This window comes from Thiomonas sp. X19 (genome assembly GCF_900089495.1).
Taxonomy (GTDB): Bacteria; Pseudomonadota; Gammaproteobacteria; order Burkholderiales; family Burkholderiaceae_C; genus Thiomonas_A.
The window spans coordinates 2,397,138-2,418,538 of record NZ_LT605203.1 but is presented as its reverse complement, the minus strand read 5'-3'; the positions used below and the strand labels follow the sequence as shown (position 1 = coordinate 2,418,538).

Annotated in this window: 21 protein-coding genes; 18 read left to right on the top strand and 3 right to left on the bottom strand. The window is 66.9% G+C overall.

The annotated features are described in order from the left end of the window. Window positions 1-91 precede the first annotated feature (91 nt). From THIX_RS11560 to THIX_RS11545, 4 genes are all read left to right on the top strand, one after another. Entirely contained in the window at window positions 92-448 is a 357-nt protein-coding gene (locus THIX_RS11560) for a ribulose bisphosphate carboxylase small subunit (protein WP_112486357.1), read from the top strand. A 173-nt stretch (window positions 449-621) separates the two neighbouring features. Next, on the top strand, window positions 622-1,428 hold the full coding sequence (locus tag THIX_RS11555; RefSeq protein WP_112488325.1) for a CbbQ/NirQ/NorQ/GpvN family protein: 807 nt from the start codon (window positions 622-624) through the stop codon (window positions 1,426-1,428). 32 nt (window positions 1,429-1,460) lie between these two features. Then, window positions 1,461-3,791: a nitric oxide reductase activation protein NorD gene (locus tag THIX_RS11550; RefSeq protein WP_112486356.1), complete on the top strand. Its 2,331-nt coding sequence runs from the start codon at window positions 1,461-1,463 to the stop codon at window positions 3,789-3,791. A gap of 147 nt (window positions 3,792-3,938) precedes the next feature. Further along, window positions 3,939-4,232, top strand: coding sequence for a hypothetical protein (locus THIX_RS11545; RefSeq protein ID WP_112488324.1), 294 nt, complete (start codon window positions 3,939-3,941; stop codon window positions 4,230-4,232). Window positions 4,233-4,280: 48 nt separating this feature from the next. Here the strand turns inward: THIX_RS11545 and THIX_RS11540 are convergent, their stop codons facing one another. Both THIX_RS11540 and THIX_RS11535 read right to left on the bottom strand, forming a co-directional pair. Next, the gene (locus THIX_RS11540; protein WP_112486355.1) at window positions 4,281-4,721 is read right to left on the bottom strand and encodes a hypothetical protein; all 441 of its coding nucleotides are present in this window, start codon (window positions 4,719-4,721) and stop codon (window positions 4,281-4,283) included. 143 nt (window positions 4,722-4,864) lie between these two features. Beyond that, window positions 4,865-6,079 (bottom strand): YihY family inner membrane protein, encoded by a 1,215-nt coding sequence (locus THIX_RS11535; RefSeq protein ID WP_112486354.1) that lies wholly within the window; start codon window positions 6,077-6,079, stop codon window positions 4,865-4,867. An 11-nt stretch (window positions 6,080-6,090) separates the two neighbouring features. Here THIX_RS11535 and wrbA point away from each other — a divergent pair, with 11 nt between their 5' ends. The 9 genes from wrbA to THIX_RS11490 all read left to right on the top strand — a co-directional run bounded on the left by wrbA (window position 6,091) and on the right by THIX_RS11490 (window position 13,072). Beyond that, a complete protein-coding gene (gene wrbA, locus THIX_RS11530) occupies window positions 6,091-6,693 on the top strand; it encodes an NAD(P)H:quinone oxidoreductase (RefSeq protein ID WP_112486353.1) in 603 nt (200 codons plus the stop codon). Window positions 6,694-6,703: 10 nt separating this feature from the next. Next, on the top strand, window positions 6,704-7,219 hold the full coding sequence (locus THIX_RS11525) for a DUF2069 domain-containing protein (protein WP_112486352.1): 516 nt from the start codon (window positions 6,704-6,706) through the stop codon (window positions 7,217-7,219). After that, window positions 7,216-8,646, top strand: a complete 1,431-nt coding sequence (locus THIX_RS11520; RefSeq protein ID WP_112486351.1) for an FAD-binding oxidoreductase — start codon at window positions 7,216-7,218, stop codon at window positions 8,644-8,646. The genes THIX_RS11525 and THIX_RS11520 overlap by 4 nt, the downstream gene beginning before the upstream one ends. 22 nt (window positions 8,647-8,668) lie before the next feature. Next, a complete protein-coding gene (gene kch / locus THIX_RS11515; protein WP_233224530.1) occupies window positions 8,669-10,009 on the top strand; it encodes a voltage-gated potassium channel protein in 1,341 nt (446 codons plus the stop codon). Window positions 10,010-10,248: 239 nt separating this feature from the next. Continuing rightward, on the top strand, window positions 10,249-10,881 hold the full coding sequence (locus tag THIX_RS11510; RefSeq protein WP_112486350.1) for a phasin family protein: 633 nt from the start codon (window positions 10,249-10,251) through the stop codon (window positions 10,879-10,881). Between the two features lie 41 nt (window positions 10,882-10,922). After that, window positions 10,923-11,150: a hypothetical protein gene (locus THIX_RS11505; protein ID WP_112486349.1), complete on the top strand. Its 228-nt coding sequence runs from the start codon at window positions 10,923-10,925 to the stop codon at window positions 11,148-11,150. A gap of 103 nt (window positions 11,151-11,253) precedes the next feature. Further along, window positions 11,254-11,760 (top strand): translational machinery protein, encoded by a 507-nt coding sequence (locus THIX_RS11500; protein WP_233224529.1) that lies wholly within the window; start codon window positions 11,254-11,256, stop codon window positions 11,758-11,760. Between the two features lie 132 nt (window positions 11,761-11,892). Continuing rightward, the gene (locus tag THIX_RS11495) at window positions 11,893-12,240 is read left to right on the top strand and encodes a universal stress protein (protein WP_233224528.1); all 348 of its coding nucleotides are present in this window, start codon (window positions 11,893-11,895) and stop codon (window positions 12,238-12,240) included. A gap of 79 nt (window positions 12,241-12,319) precedes the next feature. Continuing rightward, the gene (locus THIX_RS11490; RefSeq protein WP_158540866.1) at window positions 12,320-13,072 is read left to right on the top strand and encodes a Crp/Fnr family transcriptional regulator; all 753 of its coding nucleotides are present in this window, start codon (window positions 12,320-12,322) and stop codon (window positions 13,070-13,072) included. 28 nt (window positions 13,073-13,100) lie between these two features. On the opposite strand, the gene THIX_RS11485 is transcribed toward THIX_RS11490, so the two are convergent. Further along, entirely contained in the window at window positions 13,101-14,564 is a 1,464-nt protein-coding gene (locus THIX_RS11485) for a TolC family outer membrane protein (RefSeq protein WP_233224527.1), read from the bottom strand. Window positions 14,565-14,649: 85 nt separating this feature from the next. Between THIX_RS11485 and THIX_RS11480 the strand changes: the two genes are divergently transcribed. The 5 genes from THIX_RS11480 to THIX_RS11460 all read left to right on the top strand — a co-directional run bounded on the left by THIX_RS11480 (window position 14,650) and on the right by THIX_RS11460 (window position 21,392). Next, window positions 14,650-16,005, top strand: coding sequence for an IS1182-like element ISThsp16 family transposase (locus THIX_RS11480; protein WP_112484377.1), 1,356 nt, complete (start codon window positions 14,650-14,652; stop codon window positions 16,003-16,005). Between the two features lie 271 nt (window positions 16,006-16,276). Further along, the gene (locus THIX_RS11475) at window positions 16,277-17,311 is read left to right on the top strand and encodes an efflux RND transporter periplasmic adaptor subunit (protein WP_112488321.1); all 1,035 of its coding nucleotides are present in this window, start codon (window positions 16,277-16,279) and stop codon (window positions 17,309-17,311) included. Further along, the gene (locus tag THIX_RS11470) at window positions 17,295-19,076 is read left to right on the top strand and encodes an ATP-binding cassette domain-containing protein (protein ID WP_112486347.1); all 1,782 of its coding nucleotides are present in this window, start codon (window positions 17,295-17,297) and stop codon (window positions 19,074-19,076) included. The genes THIX_RS11475 and THIX_RS11470 overlap by 17 nt, the downstream gene beginning before the upstream one ends. A gap of 88 nt (window positions 19,077-19,164) precedes the next feature. Then, complete coding sequence (locus THIX_RS11465; protein WP_112486346.1) at window positions 19,165-20,280, top strand: ABC transporter permease; 1,116 nt, start codon at window positions 19,165-19,167, stop codon at window positions 20,278-20,280. 2 nt (window positions 20,281-20,282) lie between these two features. Then, window positions 20,283-21,392: an ABC transporter permease gene (locus tag THIX_RS11460; RefSeq protein ID WP_112486345.1), complete on the top strand. Its 1,110-nt coding sequence runs from the start codon at window positions 20,283-20,285 to the stop codon at window positions 21,390-21,392. The last annotated feature ends 9 nt before the right edge of the window (window positions 21,393-21,401 follow it).

Here is a 21,401-nt window from a genome sequence, read left to right as displayed (position 1 = left end):
GCGATGGCACGGTGCGGGGCTGCCTCGATCCAGTCCTGGCAAGTCCGCGTCCGCCCGATGCCCTGTCCCCTAACACCTCAAAGGAAATCAAATGTCTGAAGTGATGGATTACAAAAGCCGCCTGAGCGACCCCGCCAGCCGCAAGTTCGAGACCTTCTCCTACCTGCCCGCGATGAACGCGGCCAGCATCAAGAAGCAGGTCGAGTATTTGGTGAAAAAAGGCTGGAACCCGGCCATCGAGCACATCGAGCCGCAATACCTGATGGACTCCTACTGGTATATGTGGAAGCTGCCGATGTTCGGCGAAACCGACGTGGACAAGGTCCTGGCCGAAGCCGAAGCCTGCCACAAGGCCAACCCCGACAACCATGTGCGTCTGATTGGTTACAACAACTTCAATCAGTCCCAAGGCACGTCGATGGTGATCTTCCGCGGCAAGACGGTCTAAGCTGCGACGGGTGACCCGTACCGAGCCCCCCGTCGCCCGCAATCGGGCGCGGGGGGCTTTTGTTTGCCCGCGAATGGTTTGTCCACGCATGGCGCGTCAACAGGCCGTTGCGCCGTCACATGGTGCTCGCGCCATTCGTGGATCAATCAAAACGTCCCATGCAAGGAGCCAAGATGAACGACAACATCATCGACCAATACCGCATCACCAAGGAACCGTATTACCGCCCCGTCGCCGACGAGGTGGCCTTGTTCGAGGCGGCCTATTCGGTGCGCATGCCCATGATGCTCAAGGGCCCCACCGGCTGCGGCAAGACCCGCTTCGTCGAATACATGGCATGGAAACTGGGCAGGCCGCTCATCACCGTGGCTTGCAACGAGGACATGACCGCCTCCGACCTGGTGGGCCGCTTCCTGCTCGACGCCCAGGGCACGCGCTGGCAGGATGGCCCGTTGGCCATTGCCGCGCGCCACGGCGCCATCTGCTATCTCGACGAAGTGGTCGAAGCGCGGCAGGACACCACCGTGGTCATCCACCCCCTGACCGACAACCGCCGCGTGCTGCCGCTGGAGAAGAAGGGCGAGCTGGTGCATGCACACCCGGATTTCCAGATCGTCATCTCCTACAACCCCGGCTACCAGAGCCTGATGAAGGATTTGAAGCAGTCGACCAAGCAGCGCTTCGGCGGCCTGGACTTCACCTATCCCGAGCACGCCATCGAAAGCGAGATCGTCGTCCACGAATCCGGCGTCGCCACGGACGTTGCCGAGAAGCTGGTGTCCATCGCCGAGCGCAGCCGCAACCTCAAGGGCCATGGCCTGGACGAAGGCCTGTCCACCCGCATGCTGATTTACGCCGGCAGCCTCATCGCCAAAAGCGTCGATCCCAAGTCCGCCTGCCGCGTGGCGCTGGTCCGCCCCATCACCGACGACCCCGACATGCGCGACGCGCTGGATGCAGCGGTGAGCACGTTCTTCTGATGGCGGTGTTCTTCAACGCGGAGGCATGACCCATGGCCATCAATCTCGACGACTACGCCGATTACCTCGAAGATTTGTCCGAGCACACCCAGACCGTGCTCAAGTCCGCCTGGCCCGACGCCACCAAGGTGCTGAGCCCGCGCGGGCTGGACAACTACCTCAAGGGCGCGGGTGCGCTGCATGGCCTCGGCAAGGGCGATTCGCTGGTGGAGAACTGGATCGACAACGCCCCGCTGGTGGCCAAGGAAGTGGGCGAGGACGTGGTTGGCGAACTGGCCACGGCGGCGCTCACACTGGCCTCCAAAACATCGGGCGCGGTGATCGAACTGCTGCTCGCCACCGCCCCGACCGCGGCCAACCGTCTGGGCGATGCCGAGCTGTTCAGCAAGTATCTGCAGTTCATCAACACCCTCATCGCCCAGGCCCCGCGCGGCGTGCGGCCGATGCTGGGCAAGATCGATGTGCTGTTCCAGCAGCTCACCCTGGGCGGCCTGCGCCGCTGGGCGCTGTGGGGCGCGCACGCGCATCGCACCGACTACGAGGCGCAGATCCAGTACTTCAGCCTGGAGAGCAAGGAATCGCTCGCCATGCTGCAAAAAGAGCGCAAGGGCACGCTGCTGGTGGACGTGCAGCGGCGCATCAATATGTATTTGCGCGCGCTGTGGGGGCGGGACTTTTTCATGTGCCCCACCTCGGGCGACTTCGAGAACCGCGAGGGCTACAAGCCCTATATCGAAGACTATCTGCTGCACCTGCCCGACGCCTACGACGACCACGGCGGCGTGCCCGGCCTGGAGCTGTACCGCGCCGCCGCCGCGCATTGCGCCGCGCATGTGGTGGAGACCCGAACGCCCATTTCCGCCGAGGCGCTGAACCCCTACCAGATGGCGGTGATTTCCGTCATTGAAGATGCGCGGGTGGAAGCCCTCTCCATCCGCCGCTTCCCCGGCCTGAAGCAAATGTGGGCCCAACTGCACACGGCCACGCCGGAGATGGCGGCCACCGTCGGCGACTATCTCAACCGCCTCGCCCGCGCCCTGCTGGACGACAGCTATGCAGACGCTGACCCGTGGGTCGCCGAGGGCCGCGCGCTGTTCACGCAGGCCCGCGACCGCCTGCACGACAACCAGTTGTCGTGGGACATCGGCGTCACCCTCGCACACAAGCTGCAAGCCGACAAACGCATCCCCTTCAACGCCCGCAACGACCTGCTCACCGCCCCCTACCGCGATGACAACCGCTACTTCTGGGAGTTCGAGGAATTCGATTTCAACAAGGCCGCCAATGCCGGCTATGAGTCCGTCAAGCAGGTGCGCAAGCATGTCAGCGTGATGGACATGGCGAATGAGATCGACGTCGAGAACGCCGGCGACGACGCCGAGGAAATATGGGTGCTCGACACCGAGCTCTTCCCCTACGAAGACATGGGCAAGAGCTTCAACGAGATGGAGGGCAAGGAGCCGGTTTCCGAACCCTTCCATTACTCGGAATGGGACTACCAGATCCAGCTCGAACGCCCGGCCTGGGCCACGGTGCTGGAGCGGCGCGGCAAGCTGGGCGACCTGGCCGCGATCGACGCCATCACCACGCAGTACAAGCGCGAAATCCACCGCATGAAGTTCCTGCTCGACGCCATGCAGCCGCAGGGCGTGCAGCGCATCCGCAAGCTCGAAGATGGCGACGAGATCGACATCAACGCCGCCATCGCCAGCTTCATCGACATGCGCCTGGGCCAGCAGCCCGACCCGCGCATCATGATGCGCAGCGTGCGCAAAGTGCGCGACTTCTCCATCCTGGTGCTGCTCGACCTGTCCGAGTCCACCAACGACAAGGTGGCGGGCCAGGACTATTCCGTGCTCGACCTCACGCGCCAGGCCTGCGTGCTGCTGGCCGACGCCATCAGCAAGGTGGGCGACCCCTTTGCCATCCACGGTTTCTGCTCCGACGGCCGGCACGACGTGCAGTACCTGCGCTTCAAGGACTTCGACCAGCACTGGAACGAAGAACCCAAGGCGCGCCTGGCGGGCATGACCGGCCAGCTCTCCACCCGCATGGGCGCGGCCATCCGCCATGCCGGGCACCATCTGCAACTGCAGAAGTCCGCGAAAAAACTGCTGCTCGTCATCACCGACGGCGAGCCCGCCGACATCGACGTGCGCGACCCGCAATACCTGCGCTCCGACACAAAGAAGGCGGTGGAGGACGTGGCCAAACATGGCGTCGTCACCTACTGCATGAGCCTGGACCCGCGCGCCGACCAATACGTGGCGCGCATCTTCGGCCAGAACAATTTCATGGTCGTCGACCACGTGCAGCGCCTGCCGGAGAAACTCCCGCTGCTCTACGCGGGGCTGACACGGTAATCGGCAGATCCAAACCTCGACCAGAACGACGCGAAGACAATCCATAGCATGGCCTTGCTCCTTCCCCAAGCCTTCAGGAGCCCGGAATGGGGAGTGTTCTATCCTTCGCGCTCGTTCGCGCCTTTCGCGGATTTCAACAACGGACCCATGGACAAATACGTCGGCCTCGATCGGGACAAACACGGCATCACCCAACTCGGACGGGTCGTGCTGGATGCGCGGCTGTTCGGCTTCATCCCCGACACGCAGGACTGTGGCGGCTGGGATCTCGGTCAGATGCAGGCGCTGATGGGCAAGGTCGACAAGGAGTGGGACCGGTACGGCAACCTCCCCAGCAGCCTGCCGCCCGAGCTCGCCGAGCGCCACGCCCGCATCTACGCCGCGGCCATCACCCGCGCCAAGGATGAGGGGTGGGACGCGGAGTTGGGCGACGACGAGTGAGGCCGCCGCCGTGTGCGGCAAGCGCGCGTTGGAACGCTGCTTGAGCGGTCAGGCTCCGTCGGGAGGTGCCGGACGCTCGTCTCCACGGCGACGCGCATGGAAATTCAGCACCTTCGCCGGCCCGTCGATGCGCTGTTTCGCGGCCAGGTCCTGCAGCGCGAGATGGAGTTCGCGCGGCAGGCGGCGCATGGCTTCGACGCCGCTGTCTTCGTAGCACACGGACTCGAACGGCACCGGCGCGTCCAGAGCGCTGCGTTCATGGGCGAGGAAGCCCTGCCAGGCGAGCATCACCCAGCTTTTGGTGTGGCCGTCGAGAAACACGAACTCGGTGGCGTCGAGGATGGCCAGCACCTGCATGGAGCGCACGGGCACGAAGGCCACGCCGCTGGGGCTGCGCGCTTGCAGGGTGCGGGCCAGGTTGTAGGTGGCGGCGGGCAGGGTGCGGCTTTCGCGGGCAAGGGCTTCAGCGCGATAGACGGTGATGTCCATGATTCCTCCAATTCAGCAAGGGCGGGGCAAATCATCAAGGGACCGAGGCCGGCGCATGGGCTACGGCTGCGCTTTCAGCTTGGCAAGATTCGTACCCCAGGTGCGCACTGCGTGTCAGCGAGATCTGCTACCAGCATGCGCGCTCAGGGCGTGTCTTGCAGCAGCCGCTCCAGCATCAGCGCGCGTTCCTTGTCGCTGACGATGTTGCCGAGCAAGGGCGAAAACTCGGCGGCGGCCTCGTGGTTCAGCAGCAGCACGTCCACCAAGGCGGCCACAGGGGTTTGCGCCGGGTCCACCAGCAAGGCCCAGCGCACCGAGCGATGGCGCGCATCGGGCGTGACACGGCCGATCCAGCCGATGCCTTCGAGCGCATTCAGCAGCGGCTGCAGGTGCAGCGGGTCGCAGCGCAGGCTGCGGGCCAGGACCAGGGTCTCGCGGCCAACGTCGGGCGCCTTGCGCGCGGCAGCAAGCTGGCGCAGCAGCTTCAGCACCAGAAGAAATTCGCCTCCCGCCACGGCCTGCGGCGGCAGGGCGCGCACCCGCAGCAGCGGCAGGAATGCGGCCAGCATCGCGCCCAGCAGCACCACCATCCAGCTCCAGTAAATCCATATCAGAAAAATAGGCAGGGTGGCGAAGGTGCCGTAGACGGCGGTGAACGTGGGCACGCTGGCCACATACCAGGCAAAGGCGCGGCCGGCCAGGTCGAAGCCGATGGCGGCGAACAATCCTCCCGCCAGGGCATCGCGCCACTTCACCTCGGTGTTGGGCACGAAGCGGTAGAGCGCGCCGATGGCCGCACCCATGACGGCCCACGACAGCAGCGTGAGCAACACACCGGTACCGCCCGGAATGTGGTGCAACCAGCCGCGATGCGCCGCCATCAGCGCTGCCGACGCCGCCAGCCCGGTGCCCAGCACCAACGGCCCCAGCGTGATGCCGGCCCAGTACAGCAGCACGCGCTGCGCGAGCGGGCGCGGGCGTGCAGTGCGCCAGATGGCGTTGAGCGCCTTGTCCACCGTCAGCATCATCGAGGTGGCCAGGAACACCAGTCCGGCCACGCCCACGGCGCCCAGGCCCTTGGCCTTGGCGGCGAACTGGTTGAGATAGCGGAATACGGTTTCGGCAATATCTTGCGGCAGCAAGGCGTGGGCGAACTGCTGCTGCAGGTGGTCCTGCATGCGATGAAAGGCGGGAAAAGCGGTGAATAGCGACAGGCCCACCGCCAGCAGCGGCACCATGGAGATGAGGGTGGTGAACGTCAGGCTGCCGGCCGTCTGCGCCAGGCGTTCCTGGCCAAAGCGCTTGATGAGCAAGTGCAGGCTTTGGGGAATGTCGGGCGGTCGATAGCGGGGGCGCATAGGATTGCGGCATGCATGAAATCTTGATTCTGTATTACAGCGTACATGGTGGCACGCATGCACTGGCCGAGGCCATGGCCCGGGGGGTGGCCGAAGTTCCCGGCATGCTGCCGCGGGTGCGCACCGTGCCGCGCGTGGCGGCGCTCGTGGAGCATCCCGAACCGCCGGTTCCGCGCGAAGGTCCGCCCTATGTGGAGTTGGCCGACCTGGAGGAATGCGTCGGCCTGGCGCTGGGTTCGCCCACGCGCTTCGGCAATATGGCCGCGCCCATGAAGTATTTCTGGGACCAGACCTCCGCGCTGTGGCTTTCGGGGGCGCTGGCGGGCAAGCCAGCCGCCGTGTTCACCTCCACCGGCAGCCTGCACGGCGGGCAGGAAAGCACCTTGCTGTCGATGATGCTGCCGCTGCTGCATCACGGCATGCTCATCGTCGGCCTGCCTTATGCCGGCGAGCCGGACGTGATGAGCACGCGCAGCGGCGGCACGCCCTACGGCGCCAGCCATCACGCGGGGCACGACTCCAGCCTGGCGGCCACCGCCGAGGAACTGCGCCTGGCCACTGCGCTGGGGCGTCGCCTGGCGGGCGCGGCGCGCAAACTGAGTGCTCCTGCATGAGGCCCGGGCGATGAATCCGCAAACGCTTCAAGGCGACGCGCGGGCCAGCGACTCCCGCTTCGCCGCCCCCGCATGGCGGCGGGCCAACCTCACCCTGTGGGCCGCGCTCATCGCGCTGTGCCTGGGCTGGGAGCTGTGGTGGGCGCCGCTGCGCCCCGGGGGGTCGTGGCTGGCACTGAAGGTGCTGCCACTGCTGGCCGCCGCCCCCGGCATGTGGCGCGGCCGGCTCTACACCTACCAGTGGATGAGCATGCTGGTGTGGTTCTACCTGACCGAGGGTGTGGTGCGCGGGCTGACCGACCCGCAGGCGCTGTCGCGCATGCTCGGCTGGGCCGAATGCGTGCTGGCTCTGGCCACCTTCGGCATGATGGCCGCCACACTGCGGGCGCATGCGCACAGGCCGCAAGCGACGCCCCTGGCTGCGCAAACTCCTGCTGCCAGTGCCGATTTGCGCGTCGAGGCGCCTGCTGGTCGTCGCGTCGATGCGCCAGCCCCTTCGCCCTCCGCGTCCGATACGAGGCCATGAGCCCGCCTGAACGCATCCGCTTCCTCGACGCCATGCGCGCCCTGCTCGGGGCCAGCCAAGTGTTGGATCACGCCGCAGACCTTGCGCCCTATGCCACCGACTGGCGCGGCCGCTACCACGGCAAACCGCTGGCCGTGGCACTGCCGGCCGACACCGCGCAGGTTGCCGAGGTGGTGCAGCTTTGCGCCACGCATGGCGTGCCCATCGTTCCCCAGGGCGGCAACACCGGCTTGGTGGGCGGCGCCACGCCCGACGCCAGCGGTGCGCAATTGCTGCTCTCGCTCAAGCGCCTGAACCGCATCCGCGACCTGTCCGCGGCCGACGGCGTGCTGGTGGCCGAGGCCGGCTGCGTCTTGCAAAACGTGCAGGACGCCGCGCAGCAGGTTGGCCTGTTGTTCCCGCTGAGCCTGGCCGCAGAGGGCAGCGCCACCATCGGCGGCGTGCTCTCCACCAATGCCGGCGGCACCGCGGTGCTGCGCTACGGCAATGCCCGCGCGCTCTGCCTCGGGCTGGAGGTGGTGACACCGCAGGGCGAGATCTGGAGCGGTCTGAGCGCGCTGCGCAAGGACAACACCGGCTACGACTTGCGCGACCTGTTCATCGGCGCCGAAGGCACGCTGGGCATCATCACCGCCGCCAGCCTGCAACTCTTCACGCAGCCACTGGCGCAACGCACCGCGCTGGCGCTGGTGGCCCACGCGCAGGACGCCGTGGACCTGCTGCAACAGGCACGCGCGGCACTGGGCGCCGGGCTGACCGCCTTCGAGCTGATGAGCACGCACAGCCTGCAACTGGTGCAGCGCCATTTCCCGCGACTGCGCCTGCCCCTGGACCTGAGCACGCCCTGGTGCGTGCTGCTGGAACTGTCGGACAGCGAGAGCGAGACCCATGCCCAGGCGCGGCTGGAAGCCGTGCTCGGGGCGGCGCTGGAACAGGGCAGGGTGGCCGATGTCGCCGTGGCCCAGAGCCTGGCGCAGGCGCAAGGCATGTGGGCGCTGCGCGAACACATTCCACTGGCTCAGGCGCAGGAGGGGTTGAACATCAAGCACGACATCGCCGTGCCCATTTCGCGCATGGCCGCCTTCGTCGAGAGCACGGCCGAACTCGTCACCCAGGCTTTGCCGGGCGCGCGCCTGGTGGTGTTCGGGCATTTGGGCGACGGCAACCTGCACTACAACGTGCAGGCACCGATCGAGGGCGACGCGGCGGTGTTTCTGGCGCGCCACCAGGAGGCCTGCAACCGCATCGTGCACGATGCCGCGGCGGCCTGCGGCGGCAGCTTCTCCGCCGAACATGGCGTGGGCCAGCTCAAGACCGAGGAACTGCTGCGCTACAAAAGCCCCGTCGTGCTGTCCATGATGCGCGCCATCAAAACCGCGCTCGACCCGCATGGGCTGATGAACCCGGGCAAGGTGATCCGGCGATGAGCCCGGCTTCCTGGAGTTGCTGATGGCACCGCCCGAGCCGACGCTGGACCCGGTGCTCGACCCAGATGCGCCGTTGCCCGCGACGCCAGCCGGCAGCTTGGCGCCGCCGCCTGCGCCGCCCTCCGGGCCGCCGCCCTCGGCGCCCGATCCCGCTGCGCTGCGCAAGGCAGCCTGGCCGTATCGCCTGCGTGCGCGTTTGGTCGCAGCCTTGCGCTGGCTGATGAAAATGTGGCGCGAGCAGGGCCCGCAAGTGCTGGCGGCGCTGCTGGCGGCCAGCTGCGGGGCCTTGCAGGTGCGTCCGCAGTTCTTCCCGCTGCTCACTGCTTTGCACGGGCTGCTGGAGCATGGCGCCGATTCCATCGCCAGCGTGGCCAACCTGGCCGTCATCCCGCGCGTGTTCATCGGCTTCGGCCTGATGCTCATGGCCCTGGGCCTGTTGCTGCGCGCACGCGTGGCCTGGGTCATCACCCTGCTGCTGGCCTTGCTGTCGGCGGGCCTGGCGCTGTGGTACGCCCACAAGCCGAACACCGTGTTCGTGATTGCCGCGCTGCTCATCGTCGTGCTGGCGGTCTACGCCAGGCGCTTCGACCGCAGCAGCCTGGCTGCGAGTTCGCTGTTCGCGCTGCTGGGCATTGGCAGCCTGCTCATTTACGGCGTGCTCGGCAGCCTGTGGTTCGGCGCCGGCTATACGCCGCCCATCCGCACCCTGCCCACGGCGTTTTATTACGCCGTGGAAACCATGTCCACCGTGGGCTATGGCGACATCGTTCCCCGAACGGTGGAAGCGCGCATGTACACCGTCTCGCTGATTGTGTTGGGCATCACCGTCTTCGCCACCACCTTGTCGGTGGTCATTGGGCCGCTGGTGGGCGGCAGCTTGAAACGTGCTCTGGAGGGCAGGATGCACCGCGAAAATCGCCGCAACCATTACGTCATCATCGGGGTCTCGAGTCTGGCCTACACGCTGTGGAAAGAGCTGCGTGGCCGCAACGTGCCGGTCACGATCATCGCCCCGCCCGGCAAACCATCGCCCTATCCGGACGATGCGGACGTCATCGTCGGCGACGCCACCCGCAACGAGATTCTGGAGCAGGCTGGCGTGCCCCTGGCCAAGGCCGTGCTCACCCTGCGCGACGACGATGCCGAGAACGCCTTCGCCGTGCTCGCGGTGAAGGAGTTGGCGCCAGGGGTGAAGACCATCGCCGGCGTGAACGACGCCCGCCATCTGGCGAAAATTCGCCGCGTGCAGCCCGACATGCTGTTCGCCCCGCAGGTGCTGGGCAGCGACCTGCTGGTGCGCACCCTGTTCGACGAGCCCATCGACAACGACACGGTCTCCAAGCTGCTGTTCGCGCAGAACTGAAGCGGGCTGCGCAACGTGCGCGGCACGCGCCTGATGGCCCCGCGCCGCGCTCTGCCGCAATCCGCCAACCCGCCCTTGCGCTGGTGCCCCACATCGGCCTATCAAGAAAGAAAGAAGCGCGCGGCGGCCCCACGGCCGCCGGAGCGCCAGGTCTGGGCGAGGCTTGATGTCGATCAAGGAAGTTTGAATCATCGCGCGCATACTGGGCGCGTTATTCCACGTTTTCCGGGAGAACGGCGATGCAGACCCGTGAGCAGATTCAGGCGGTGCAGAAGGCGGAGTTGGAGTCCATGGCCGGCATGGCCGAGAAAGTCATGCATGGCTTCGAACAAGTGGCCCGGCTCAATCTGCAAATGCTGCGCGATGCCACACACGACGGCGCCGAGGCCATGCGTGCCGCAGTGTCCGCGCGTGACGTGCCGCAGTGGATGCGAGTCCAGACCGGCAATCCGGCGCAGGCCAACGGTCAGAAGGCCTTGGCCTATGCCCAGCGACTGGCTGAAATTGCCGGCACGACCCAGGCGGAACTGGCCGATGCCATGAACCAGGGCTTGTTGCGCATGCAGCAAGCCCTGCGTGAGACCATGGCGGTCGACGACAGCAAGCGTCCACATGCGCAAGGAAACGCGGGGCCGCTCCCAAGTTTTCTTGGCAGCCACGGGACGAGTCCGCTGGCGGACTCCTGGGGGCGCACCCCGGCGGCAAGCCTGATGCAAAGCTTCATGAACTTCACCACGCAGGCTCTGGAGGTGATGCAGGAGTCGCAGGGCAACGCGGTCAAGATCATGGCCGACAACGTGCGGAATCCGACACAAGCGGTGACGAAACATGCTGCAGCGCCACGCCCCCACGCTCGCAAGCGAGCGGCCTGAAAACGCGGTCATGGCCCGCCTTCCTAGCCCGTGGCAACGAGGTGGCGGCGAAGGCATTCAGGGATGCCACGGCCATCGCCGCCTGCCCATGGGACGCCAGCGACTTCGACGCCTGCTTCAACAGGGTGGCCGCCGTGGATCCCAAGGTGCTGGAAGGCGTCGTCGCGCAAATACCGGTGGGCAGGCTGGCCCAACCCGCCGAGATCGCCCGCGCGGTGGTGTTTCTCATCGACGCGAGCAGTCGGGCTTCATCACCGGCTCCACGCTGAGCATCAACGGCGGGCAGTCACTGGTCTGACCGCAGGAGGCCGGATCGGACCGAGCCCGTGCGGCGCGCAACCGCATTGCGTGTTTTTTGAAAGGAGAGTCGACATGTCGCATCGTCACGCCGTCGTCTGGGTCGATCATGCCCAGGCTCATGTGTTGTTCATCGACGCCGAGGACGTTGAAAAGGCCATCGTCGAGGCCGCCGGAAATCCCCATGTGCATCACAAGCGCGGCACCATCGGTCCAGGCAAGGCCGAGGAAGACCAGCCCTACTACCACGGCATCGCGCTGGCGCTTGCCGATGCGCAGGAAATCCTGATCACCGGCCCCGGCCAGGCCAAGCTGGCACTGTTCAAGCACATGCTGCATCACGATCCGGCCGTCGCGCAGCGTGTGCTGGGGCTTGAAACCGTGGACCACCCGACGGACGGCCAGCTTGCCATGCACGCGCGACAGTACTTCAGGGCCAAGGAGCGCATGCTGGGCGATTTTCCCGGAGCAGGCCCCGGCTCCACCGGCATGGCTGAAGAGGCCGCGCCGGGAAAGCCGAAGAAGACCAGCAAGAGCCATGCGGCGCAGTCCAAGCGCGCGCCGAACCATAGGCCATCCTGAAAATTCCAACCTCAAGCGGGTCACGACCCTGTCGCCCTACACCAAAATCCTCGTTCCCCTCGACGCCCCAGCAGCACGGCACAGACCGCCGCAGAACACGCCATCGCGCTGGCCCGGGGGCACAAGGCTGCGGTGCGCTTTCTCAGCGTGATCGACAACAACGGCTTCATCGGCGCCGTGCCCAGCCTGCTGCAGGTGATGGACAACGATGCCTGCCTCATGCTGGACGGCCGGATGAGGAAGGCCACGCAATGGGGCAGACGCCTGCACCGCGATCGCCGAAACCGAGCCGCCAAGCCCGCGCGTTGCCGATGCCATCGCGGCGGATGCGAAAGCATGGGACGCCGATCCCATCGTCGTCGGCAGCCATGGCCGCAGCGGGTGCGCCACCTGCTGCTGGGCAGCGCGGCCGAAGGCGTGGCGAGGGTCAGCCCGATTCCCGTGCTCATCGTCCACCCGCTACGTCCGTGCGCGGCCTGAACTGCCGGAAACCCCGCCCGGATCCGCACCGCCTGGCTGTCCGAACCGCGCCGATGCATGGCTTACCATGCGGCGGCATATGAATCGCATTCCGATTTCTGCGGCATCCATCCTTCCCGGTTCCGGCGCTTGCGAAGACTGCCTGCCACTGGGCCTCTCTGCGCATTTGCGGGCGCGCCTGCGCCTGCTGGCGGTCCATCGCATCCAGGTGGCGCACGGCGAGACGCTGCTCCACGCCGGCGCGGCTTTCCGGCATCTGTATGCGGTGTGCAAGGGCTCGTTCAAATCGGTCTTCCTGGGGGAGGACGGCGGCCAGCAAATCATCGCCTTTCACTGGCCGCGGCAATTGCTGGGGCTGAGCGGGTTTGCCGAAAAGACCTGCCTCACCGATCTCATCGCCCTGGAGCCGACCGAGGCGTACGAATTTTCCTGGCATGCCATCGAGGCGTTGGCGCGGGAGTCGCCCGAGTTCCTGGAGCATTTGCTGGACTCTATGTCCGAGCGCCTTGCGCTGGCCAAGCGCGATCAGTTCATGCTCGGCAGCATGTGCAGCACCCAGAAGATTGCCTATTTTTTGCTGCAAATGGCCGCCCACGCGCCTGCGTGCGGGCTGGCCGCCGGCTCGTTCACCCTGCCGATGACCCGCGAAGACATCGGCAGCTATCTGGGCCTGACCATGGAGACCGTCAGCCGTCTGCTGAGCCAGCTGAGCAAGGCCGGCGTCGTGCTGATCGACAGGAAACGGGTCACGCTCCGAAAGTCCGATGTCCTGCAGGCCTGGCTGGACGGCGAGACCAAACCCTTCGCCTGGAAATCGCCCATCCACGTCTGAGCGCCGCTCGCGCGCGGCGCTCCAGGGTTCAGGGAACATCCGGCTGCAGCAGGGCGTTGACGGCGTCCAGGTCCTGCTGGCTGAGTTCACCGGCGGCGAACTTGAGCTTGAGGTCGCTGACCAACACGTCGTAGCGGGCCTTGTCGGCCTGGCGCTTGACCTCGAACAATTGCGACAAGACGTTGAGCACGTCGATGTTCACGCGAACGCCAACCTTGTAGCCCGTCTCGTTGGCCTGCAGCGAGCTTTGGCTCGACTGGACAGCCGCCTGCAGCGCCTTGACCTGGGCGCGGCCCGATTCCAGGCCCAGATAAGCCGCTCGCGCGCTCTGCGCCGCGGCAAGCGTGGCCGTGTCGAGATCGGCCTGGGATTTGTCGAGCAGGTGCGCCGTTTCCTGCACATGGCTTTGCACGCCATGACCGGTGAAGATGGGCACCTGGATCTGCACCCCGATCGACGCGACGTCCGCCCGGTTGCCGAAGGGAAACAGATTGCTGCCGCCACTGGTGCTGGCATGGTCCAGCCGGGCATAGGCGTCCACCGTCGGCAGCCTGCCGGTTGCGGCCTTTTTCGCCTCCAGCCGCGCGTCGTCCACCGCGAGCCTGGCCTGCTCGACCGCCAGGTTGCGGTTTTCCGCCGCTTGCGCCCAGCTTTGCGCGTCGCCAGCCGGGGCCGGCAAGCGGATGTCGGACATGAGCCCGGCGGGCCGGCCGGGCATGCGGCCGGTGAGCTGCTGCAGGGCCGAGTACGCCAGCGCGACCTGGTTTTGCGCGGCGATGACCCGGGCCCCGGTCAGGTCGTCGCGCGCCTGCGCGTCGCGCACGTCGACGATGGTGCCGTTGCCGGCGGCGAAATTGCGCTTGGCCGATTCCAGCTGCCGGACGATCGCCTTGTCTTGCTCCTGCAGGGAACGCAGGCTGTCCTGCGCCGCCAGCACGTCGAAGTAGGCTGCCGCAACCCGCACCATCAGGTGCTGGTTTTCCTGCGCCAGCTGGGTGTAGGCGATGCGCGCGCCGATGTCAGCCTGGCTCACGCCGATGCCGTCGGCCGGGCGATACAGCGCCTGGGTTGCGGTGAGGTTGATGTCGCGGGCGACATAGTCCCAGCGGGTGGGAAAGCCGAAGCGTTGCAGCAATGGATTCTCGCTGTTGTTCTGCGCGTTGCCGCTCAGGCTGGCTCCGGCGGCGATTTGCGGCAGCAGACGCGACCTGGCCAGCGGCACGCGGGACAGCGCGGCCTGGTAGTTGGCTTGCGCACTGCGCAGTGCCGGGCTGTATTGCTGCGCCTGGGCGAAGACCTGAATCAAGGTTTCGGCACGGGCCGCGCCGGCCACGCCCACGCCCAGCGCCAGCGCCAACGCTTTCCCGGCCTGCCGGCGCCGCCCGGCCGAAGCCCTCGGGCAGGGCGGTCCGAGGTGTTGCGGATGCGTGGAAGGATGGTTGCGCATATCGGCGAATGGCGCAGGTTCGGGCGCGGTCTGACCGGTTTCCATGCTAGGAGACTGTCGGACTTTGCGGTCTTCCGGATGAAGACGCTATCCGAGACAATTGCTGCTGCACAACCGAGAGCCCGAGCCGATGAGCCGCTTCGTCCCTGTTGACCGAGACACCGCATATCTGTTGCCACCGTCGGTGGACGAATGGCTGCCCACTGATCACTTGGCGCGCTTCGTGGTCGAAGTCATCGAGCAGCTTGATCTGGGCGATCTGGCCCGACAGTACGCAGGCCGGGGCTCGGCGGCGCACCATCCGGCGGTGCTGCTGGGCCTGCTGATCTACGGCTACGCCAACGGCGTGCACTCCAGCCGCAAGATCGAGCGGGCGACCTACGACTCGGTGGCGTTCCGCTTTGTTGCGGCCAATACCCACCCCGATCACGACACGCTGGCGACGTTCCGCCGCCGCTTCTTGAAGGAGGTGGAGGCACTGTTCGTGCAGGTGCTGGTTCTGGCGCGCGAGATGAAGCTGCTCAAGCTCGGACACATCGCGCTGGATGGCACCAAGATCGACGCCAACGCCAGCAAGCACAAGGCCTTGTCGTGGGCTCATGCCAACAAGATCGAGGCGCAGCTGCGCCAGGAAGTACAAACGCTGCTGGCGCTGGCAGAGAACAGCGACCGCGCGACGGTACCCGACGGCATGGATGTGCCGGCGGAGATCGCCCTGCGTGCAGATCGCTTGAGCGCAATCGCGCAGGCCAAGGCCAAGATCGAGCAGCGCGCCAGCGAACGCCATCAGGTCGAGCAGCAGGAGTACGAGGCCAAGACCGCCAAGCGCCAAGCCCAGCGCGAGGCGGGCAAGAAGCCGCGCGGCAAGGACCCTGAGCCGCCAGAGGCCGGCCCCCGGAGCAGCGATCAGGTCAACCTCACGGATGAAGAGTCGCGCATCATGCCCGTGTCGGGTGGGGGCTTCGAGCAAAGCTACAACGCACAAGCCGGCGTGGACATCGCGACGATGATGGTGATCACCCAGCATGTGAGCCAGGCATCCAACGACAAGCGCGAAGTTGTGCCTACGCTGCAGCAGATCCAAGCGTTACCCGCGGTGCTGGGCGAGGTGCACACGCTCATCACGGACAACGGCTTCTTCAGCCAAGCCAACGTGATCGCGTGCAACGACGCGGGTATCGAGCCGCTGCTGGCGCTCAAGCGGGAGTCGCATCACACGCCGGTGATGGGGCGCTTTGCACCCGATGTGCCCGAGCCCCAGACGACGGATCCGCTCGTGCAGATGGCACACCGCCTGGGCACGCAAGCAGGCCGAGCCCTGTACGGCCTGCGCAAGCAGACAGTGGAGCCGGTGTTCGGCATCATCAAGCAAGTGATGGGTTGGCGCCAGATGAGCATGCGCGGGCTGGCCAAGGCACAAGGCGAATGGAGCTTGGTGACCATGGCTTGGAACATCAAGCGCATGCACGTCCTGCGAGCCGCGTGAGGGCAATAGTGCGCCCCGACCACGCCAAAACCGAGTCCCCAGGCCGCCCCATGTGCCCTCACAGTGTCTCGCCAACCATCGAGAGCGTTCGATCAGCGCGCCGCTGTCAAAAAAAACGCGTCGCACTGATCAATCGGATTCGCTCGGGTTCAAGTCCGACAGCCTCCTAGCCGCGGGCCGCCGGGCTTGTTTGCGCTGGATCAAGGGGGAGGGCAACCCTGACGCGACAATGATCGACCAGCGCATTTCCCGAAAGTTTTGCCTGACAGCCATGAAAAACAAGCGCCTTTCCGTGCTGGTTCTCGCCATCGTCCTCATCGCTGCGGGTGCCGCGGCCTATTGGGCGCTGCACCGCCCCAAGGCGCAAACCCAGACCCTGACGCTCTACGGCAACATCGACATCAGGCAGGTCCAGCTGGCGTTCAACGATGCCGGCCGCATCGCCAGATTGCGGGTGCAGGAAGGCGACACGGTGCACAAGAATCAGCCTGTCGCCCAGCTCGATCCGGCGCGTTTCCAGGACGTGGTGAACCGTGCCCAGGCGGCGCTGCTGGCCCAGCAAAACATCCTGGCCAAACTGCGCGCGGGCAGCCGGCCGCAGGAGATCGCCGGAGCGCGCGCCGGGGTCGATGCCGCGCAGGCCGCCCTGCAGAACGCGCAGGGCACCTACAAACGGCAGCAAACCCTGGTCGATGCTGACTTCCTCCCCAGGCAAACGCTGGACAACGCCGCCCAGGCGCTCAAGACCGCCAAGGCCGATGCGCAACGCGCGCAGCAGGCCCTGAGCCTGGCGCTGCAAGGCCCGCGCAAGGAGGACATCGCGGCCGCGCAGGCCCAGGCGCAGGCCGACCAGGCCGCGCTGGCCCTGGCGCGGCGCGAGCTGGCCGACACCGAACTGCGCGCGCCCGAGGCCGGCGTGGTGGAAAACCGCATCCTGGAGGAAGGCGACATGGCCGCGCCGCAAACCCCGGTGATGACCCTCGCGTTGAACAACCCGGTGTGGGCGCGCGCCTACGTGCCCGAGCGTGAGCTGGGCAGGCTGGCCCCTGGCATGCGCGCACGCATTTTCAGCGACAGTTTCCCGGGGCAGGCTTTCGACGGCTGGGTCGGCTTCATCTCGCCTACCGCCGAGTTCACGCCCAAGTCCGTGCAGACCACTGAGTTGCGCGCCGAACTGGTCTATCGCGTGCGGGTGTATGCCTGCAATCCGCAGGGCAGGCTGCGTCTGGGCATGCCGGTGACGGTGGAGGTTCCCCTGCGCGACAACGCTCCGCAACAAGTCCCGCGACATGCCTGCGCAGGATGATGCGGTCGAGCCGCCCGCCCTCGTGCTGGAGGCCGTGCACAAGCACTTCCGCCAGGGCAGGCGGCAGGTCCAAGCGCTGAAGGGCCTGAGCGCGCGCATCGCCGCCGGGGGCGTCACCGGCCTGCTCGGCCCGGACGGCGCGGGCAAGACCACCTTGATGCGCCTGGCCGCCGGGCTGCTGCTGCCGGACGCTGGCCATGTGCGGGTGCTGGGCCGCGACACGCGGCAGGAGGCTGCGACGATCCAGCAGGACCTCGGCTACATGCCGCAACGCTTCGGCCTGTACGAGGATCTCACGGTGCAGGAGAACCTCGATCTTTATGCCGATCTGCAAGGCCTGGACGCGGCGCAGCGCAACGCGCGCTTCGTCGAGCTGCTGCGCCTGACCGCGCTCGGACCGTTCGGCCAGCGCCGCGCCGGCGCGCTCTCGGGCGGCATGAAGCAAAAGCTGGGGCTGGCCTGCGCCTTGCTGCGCGCGCCGCGCCTGCTCCTGCTCGACGAGCCGACGGTGGGGGTCGACCCCATCTCGCGGCGTGAGTTGTGGAGCATCATCAAGAACCTGCGCGCGCAGGATGTGACGGTGCTGGTCAGCACGGCCTACCTGGACGAGGCCGAGCTGTGCGACGACATCCTGCTGCTGCATGAAGGCGAGCTGCTGGCGCAGCAGCCCCCGGCGGCCTTCGAGGCGCCGCTGGCCGGGCGCTGCTACATGGTGCGCCACGCCGGGCTGCGCAGGCGGCCATTGCAGGCCGCGCTGCAGGCACGCGCCGGCGTGCTGGACGCGCTGGTGCAGGCCGAAGGCGTGCGCGTAGTGGTGGAGGGGCGGGCGCCCTTGGCGCAGGGCGGCGAAGACTGGCAGCCGGCGCCCCCGCGCTTCGAGGATGCCTTCGTCAGCCTGTTGCGCAAGGCGGAGCCCGAGCTTGTGCCGGATGCCGCACTCCAGGCCTCCCGCCCCAGCCCTGCCGGTGAACGGGGAGGGTGCCAACAGTCGGCCGTGGATGCAGCGCCGGTGATCGAGGTGCAGGAATTGCGCCGCTTTTTCGGCAGCTTCGAGGCCGTCAAGGGCATCAGCTTTTCGGTGCGGCGTGGGGAGGTGTTCGGCCTGCTCGGCGCCAACGGCGCCGGCAAGAGCACCACGTTTCGCATGCTCTGCGGCCTGTTGCCGGCAAGCTCGGGCAGCCTGCGCGTGGCCGGGGTCGATTTGCGCCGCGCCTCGGCTGCGGCGCGTGGGCGCATCGGCTATGTGTCGCAGAAGTTCGCGCTCTACGGCAACCTGAGCGTGGCGCAGAACCTGAGCTTTTTCGCTTCGGCCTACGGGCTGCGCGGCGCGCGGCGTCAGCAACGGCTGGACTGGGCGCGGCGCGAGTTCGAACTCGGCGCCTACGCCGAGGCCAGCGCCGCCGATTTGCCGCTGGGCTACAAGCAGCGCCTGGCGCTGGCCTGCGCGCTGCTGCACCAGCCGTCCATCCTGTTCCTGGACGAGCCCACCTCGGGCGTGGACCCCTTGGCGCGGCGCGAGTTCTGGCAGCGCATCAACCTGCTGGCCGAAGCGGGCGTGACGGTGATGATCACCACCCACTTCATGGAGGAGGCCGAGTACTGCGACCATTTGGTGCTGATGTCGCTGGGCGAGATCCTGGCCTTCGGCACACCGCAGGAGATTCGCGGCAAGGTCAAAACCGAGGCGATGCCCGTCCCCAGCATGGAAGATGCCTTCATCGGCCTGATTCAGGCGCACGAGGCGCAGGTCCGGAGGGCGGCATGAGCGCCCCAGAGGCGGCGCGCCGCCACATCCCCCGCGGGGATCAAGGAAACTTGGGAGCGGCCCGGCCTTTCCTTGAGAGGAGGGAGAGATGAAGCGCATGCGTCTGCGTGGACTGGTGCGCAAGGAGTTCCTGCAAATCCTGCGCGACCCCTCGGCCATCGCCATCGCTTTCGTCATGCCGGTGGTGTTGCTGCTGCTGTTCGGCTACGGCGTGTCGCTGGACGCGCACCACGTGCCGTTGGCGGTGGTGGTCGACCAGCCCTCGGCGCAAACCAGCGCCTTCGTCGGCGGGCTCGAGCGGTCGGACTATTTCGCCCCGCGCCGCTATCCCGACATCATGGCCGCGCGCCATGCGCTGATGCGGCGGCAGGTTTCGGGCATCGTCTGGCTGCGCGGGAACTTCGCGCGCAAGCTGCTTTCCGGCCAGACCGCGCCCATCGCGGTGTGGGTGGACGGGGTGGATGCGAACAGCGCGCGCATCCTCGAAGGCTATCTGCAGGGCATGTGGCAGAACTGGCTGCGGTTGCAGGCCGAGCAGGCGGGCCAGCCGCTCGCCATTCCGGTGGTGGCCGAGGAGCGCATCTGGTTCAACCCGGCGGTGCGCAGCCGCGATTTTCTGGTCCCCGGACTGATCGCGGTGATCATGACCCTGATCGGCGCCTTGCTCACCGCGCTGGTGGTGGCGCGCGAGTGGGAACGCGGCACCATGGAGGCGCTGATGGCAAGCCCCGTGACCATGGGCGAGATCCTGCTCGGCAAGCTCATGCCCTACTTCATCATGGGCATGGGCGGCATGCTGCTGTCGGTGGCGATGGCGGTCTGGCAGTTCGGCGTGCCCCTGCGCGGCAGCCTGTGGCTGCTGGTGCTGTGCTCCGCGCTGTTCCTGCTGGTGGCGCTGGGCATGGGGCTGCTGATATCGACCCTGGCGAAAAGCCAGTTCGTCGCGGCGCAGGTCGCAGTGATCGTCACCTTCCTGCCGGCCTTCATCCTCTCCGGCTTCATGTTCGACATCGACTCCATGCCCGCCGTGATCCAGGGCATCACCCACGTCGTCGCGGCGCGGTACTACGTGGCCATCTTGCAGACCGTGTTTCTCGCCGGCAACGTGTGGCCGGTGGTGCTGAGCAACAGCGCGGCCCTGGCGGTGATGGCGCTGCTGTTCCTCGGCATCGCCTGGCGCAAGTCGCGCAAGAGGCTGGATTGACCATGTGGGCCCGCATCGTCGCGCTTGTCATCAAGGAGTTTCTCGCCCTGCTGCGCGACAAGGCCAGCCGCTTCGTGCTGATCGGCCCGCCGGTGATCCAGCTCCTGGTGTTCAGCTGTGCCGCGAGCTTCGACCTCAACCACATCCCCTATGCGGTGTACAACCAGGACGCGGGCTTTGCCTCGCGCGAACTGCTGGCGCGCTTCACCGGCTCGTCCACCTTCGAGCAGGTGGCCACGGTGCGCGACGAGGCGCGGATCGCGCCGCTGATCGACGACAAGGCGGCGCTGCTGGTGTTGCGCATCGGGCCGCATTTCACGCGTGATCTGCTCGCCCATCGCCCGGCCAAGGTGCAGATCCTGATCGACGGGCGCGACTCCAACACGGCCTCGCTTGCGCTCAATGACGCAAGCGGCGTGCTGCTGGCCTTCAACCAGCATTGGGCCGCAACCCATGGCTGGCAGGCGCCGCCGGCCCGACTCGACATTCGCCCCTGGTTCAACCCCAACCTGCTGTCGCGCTGGTTCATCGTGCCGGGCCTCGTCGCCCTGCTCACCCTGGTGGTGACGCTGCTGGTCACCGGGCTTTCGGTGGCGCGGGAGCGCGAGATGGGCACCTTCGACCAGTTGCTGGTCACGCCCATGCGCCCGGCCGAAATCCTGCTGGGCAAGGCCATTCCGGGTTTGATCATCGGCGGCCTGGAGGGGGCGTTCATCGCGCTGATGGCGGTGGCCTGGTTCCATGTGCCCTTCGTCGGCAGCGTGCTGGCGCTGGCCCTGGGCATGTTCTTTTTTCTGTTGGCGGCGATCGGCATCGGGCTGATGATCTCCTCGCTTGCCGTGACCCAGCAGCAGGGCCTGCTCGGCGTGTTCCTGTTCATGGTGCCGTCCATCATCCTGTCCGGCTTCGCCACGCCGATTGCCAACATGCCCGAGGCGGTGCAGATGCTCACCACCATCAATCCGCTGCGCTATCTCCTCGTCATCGTGCGCGGGGTGTTTCTGGAGGGAAGCGGGGTGAGTGCCCTGGCATCGCAGTACTGGCCGCTGGCGCTCATCGGCCTGGCCAGCATGACGGCTGCGGCGTGGCTGTTCCGGCACCGCAGCAGTTGAGACACAGCG

Bases quoted from the DNA above. Each gene is read 5' to 3' on its own strand.
- THIX_RS11560 (WP_112486357.1), top strand. From the start codon at position 92: ATGTCTGAAGTGATGGATTACAAAAGCCGCCTGAGCGACCCCGCCAGC.
- THIX_RS11555 (WP_112488325.1), top strand. From the start codon at position 622: ATGAACGACAACATCATCGACCAATACCGCATCACCAAGGAACCGTAT.
- THIX_RS11550 (WP_112486356.1), top strand. From the start codon at position 1,461: ATGGCCATCAATCTCGACGACTACGCCGATTACCTCGAAGATTTGTCC.
- THIX_RS11545 (WP_112488324.1), top strand. From the start codon at position 3,939: ATGGACAAATACGTCGGCCTCGATCGGGACAAACACGGCATCACCCAA.
- THIX_RS11540 (WP_112486355.1), bottom strand. From the start codon at position 4,721: ATGGACATCACCGTCTATCGCGCTGAAGCCCTTGCCCGCGAAAGCCGC.
- THIX_RS11535 (WP_112486354.1), bottom strand. From the start codon at position 6,079: ATGCGCCCCCGCTATCGACCGCCCGACATTCCCCAAAGCCTGCACTTG.
- wrbA (WP_112486353.1), top strand. From the start codon at position 6,091: ATGCATGAAATCTTGATTCTGTATTACAGCGTACATGGTGGCACGCAT.
- THIX_RS11525 (WP_112486352.1), top strand. From the start codon at position 6,704: ATGAATCCGCAAACGCTTCAAGGCGACGCGCGGGCCAGCGACTCCCGC.
- THIX_RS11520 (WP_112486351.1), top strand. From the start codon at position 7,216: ATGAGCCCGCCTGAACGCATCCGCTTCCTCGACGCCATGCGCGCCCTG.
- kch (WP_233224530.1), top strand. From the start codon at position 8,669: ATGGCACCGCCCGAGCCGACGCTGGACCCGGTGCTCGACCCAGATGCG.
- THIX_RS11510 (WP_112486350.1), top strand. From the start codon at position 10,249: ATGCAGACCCGTGAGCAGATTCAGGCGGTGCAGAAGGCGGAGTTGGAG.
- THIX_RS11500 (WP_233224529.1), top strand. From the start codon at position 11,254: ATGTCGCATCGTCACGCCGTCGTCTGGGTCGATCATGCCCAGGCTCAT.
- THIX_RS11490 (WP_158540866.1), top strand. From the start codon at position 12,320: ATGAATCGCATTCCGATTTCTGCGGCATCCATCCTTCCCGGTTCCGGC.
- THIX_RS11485 (WP_233224527.1), bottom strand. From the start codon at position 14,564: ATGGAAACCGGTCAGACCGCGCCCGAACCTGCGCCATTCGCCGATATG.
- THIX_RS11480 (WP_112484377.1), top strand. From the start codon at position 14,650: ATGAGCCGCTTCGTCCCTGTTGACCGAGACACCGCATATCTGTTGCCA.
- THIX_RS11475 (WP_112488321.1), top strand. From the start codon at position 16,277: ATGAAAAACAAGCGCCTTTCCGTGCTGGTTCTCGCCATCGTCCTCATC.
- THIX_RS11470 (WP_112486347.1), top strand. From the start codon at position 17,295: ATGCCTGCGCAGGATGATGCGGTCGAGCCGCCCGCCCTCGTGCTGGAG.
- THIX_RS11465 (WP_112486346.1), top strand. From the start codon at position 19,165: ATGAAGCGCATGCGTCTGCGTGGACTGGTGCGCAAGGAGTTCCTGCAA.
- THIX_RS11460 (WP_112486345.1), top strand. From the start codon at position 20,283: ATGTGGGCCCGCATCGTCGCGCTTGTCATCAAGGAGTTTCTCGCCCTG.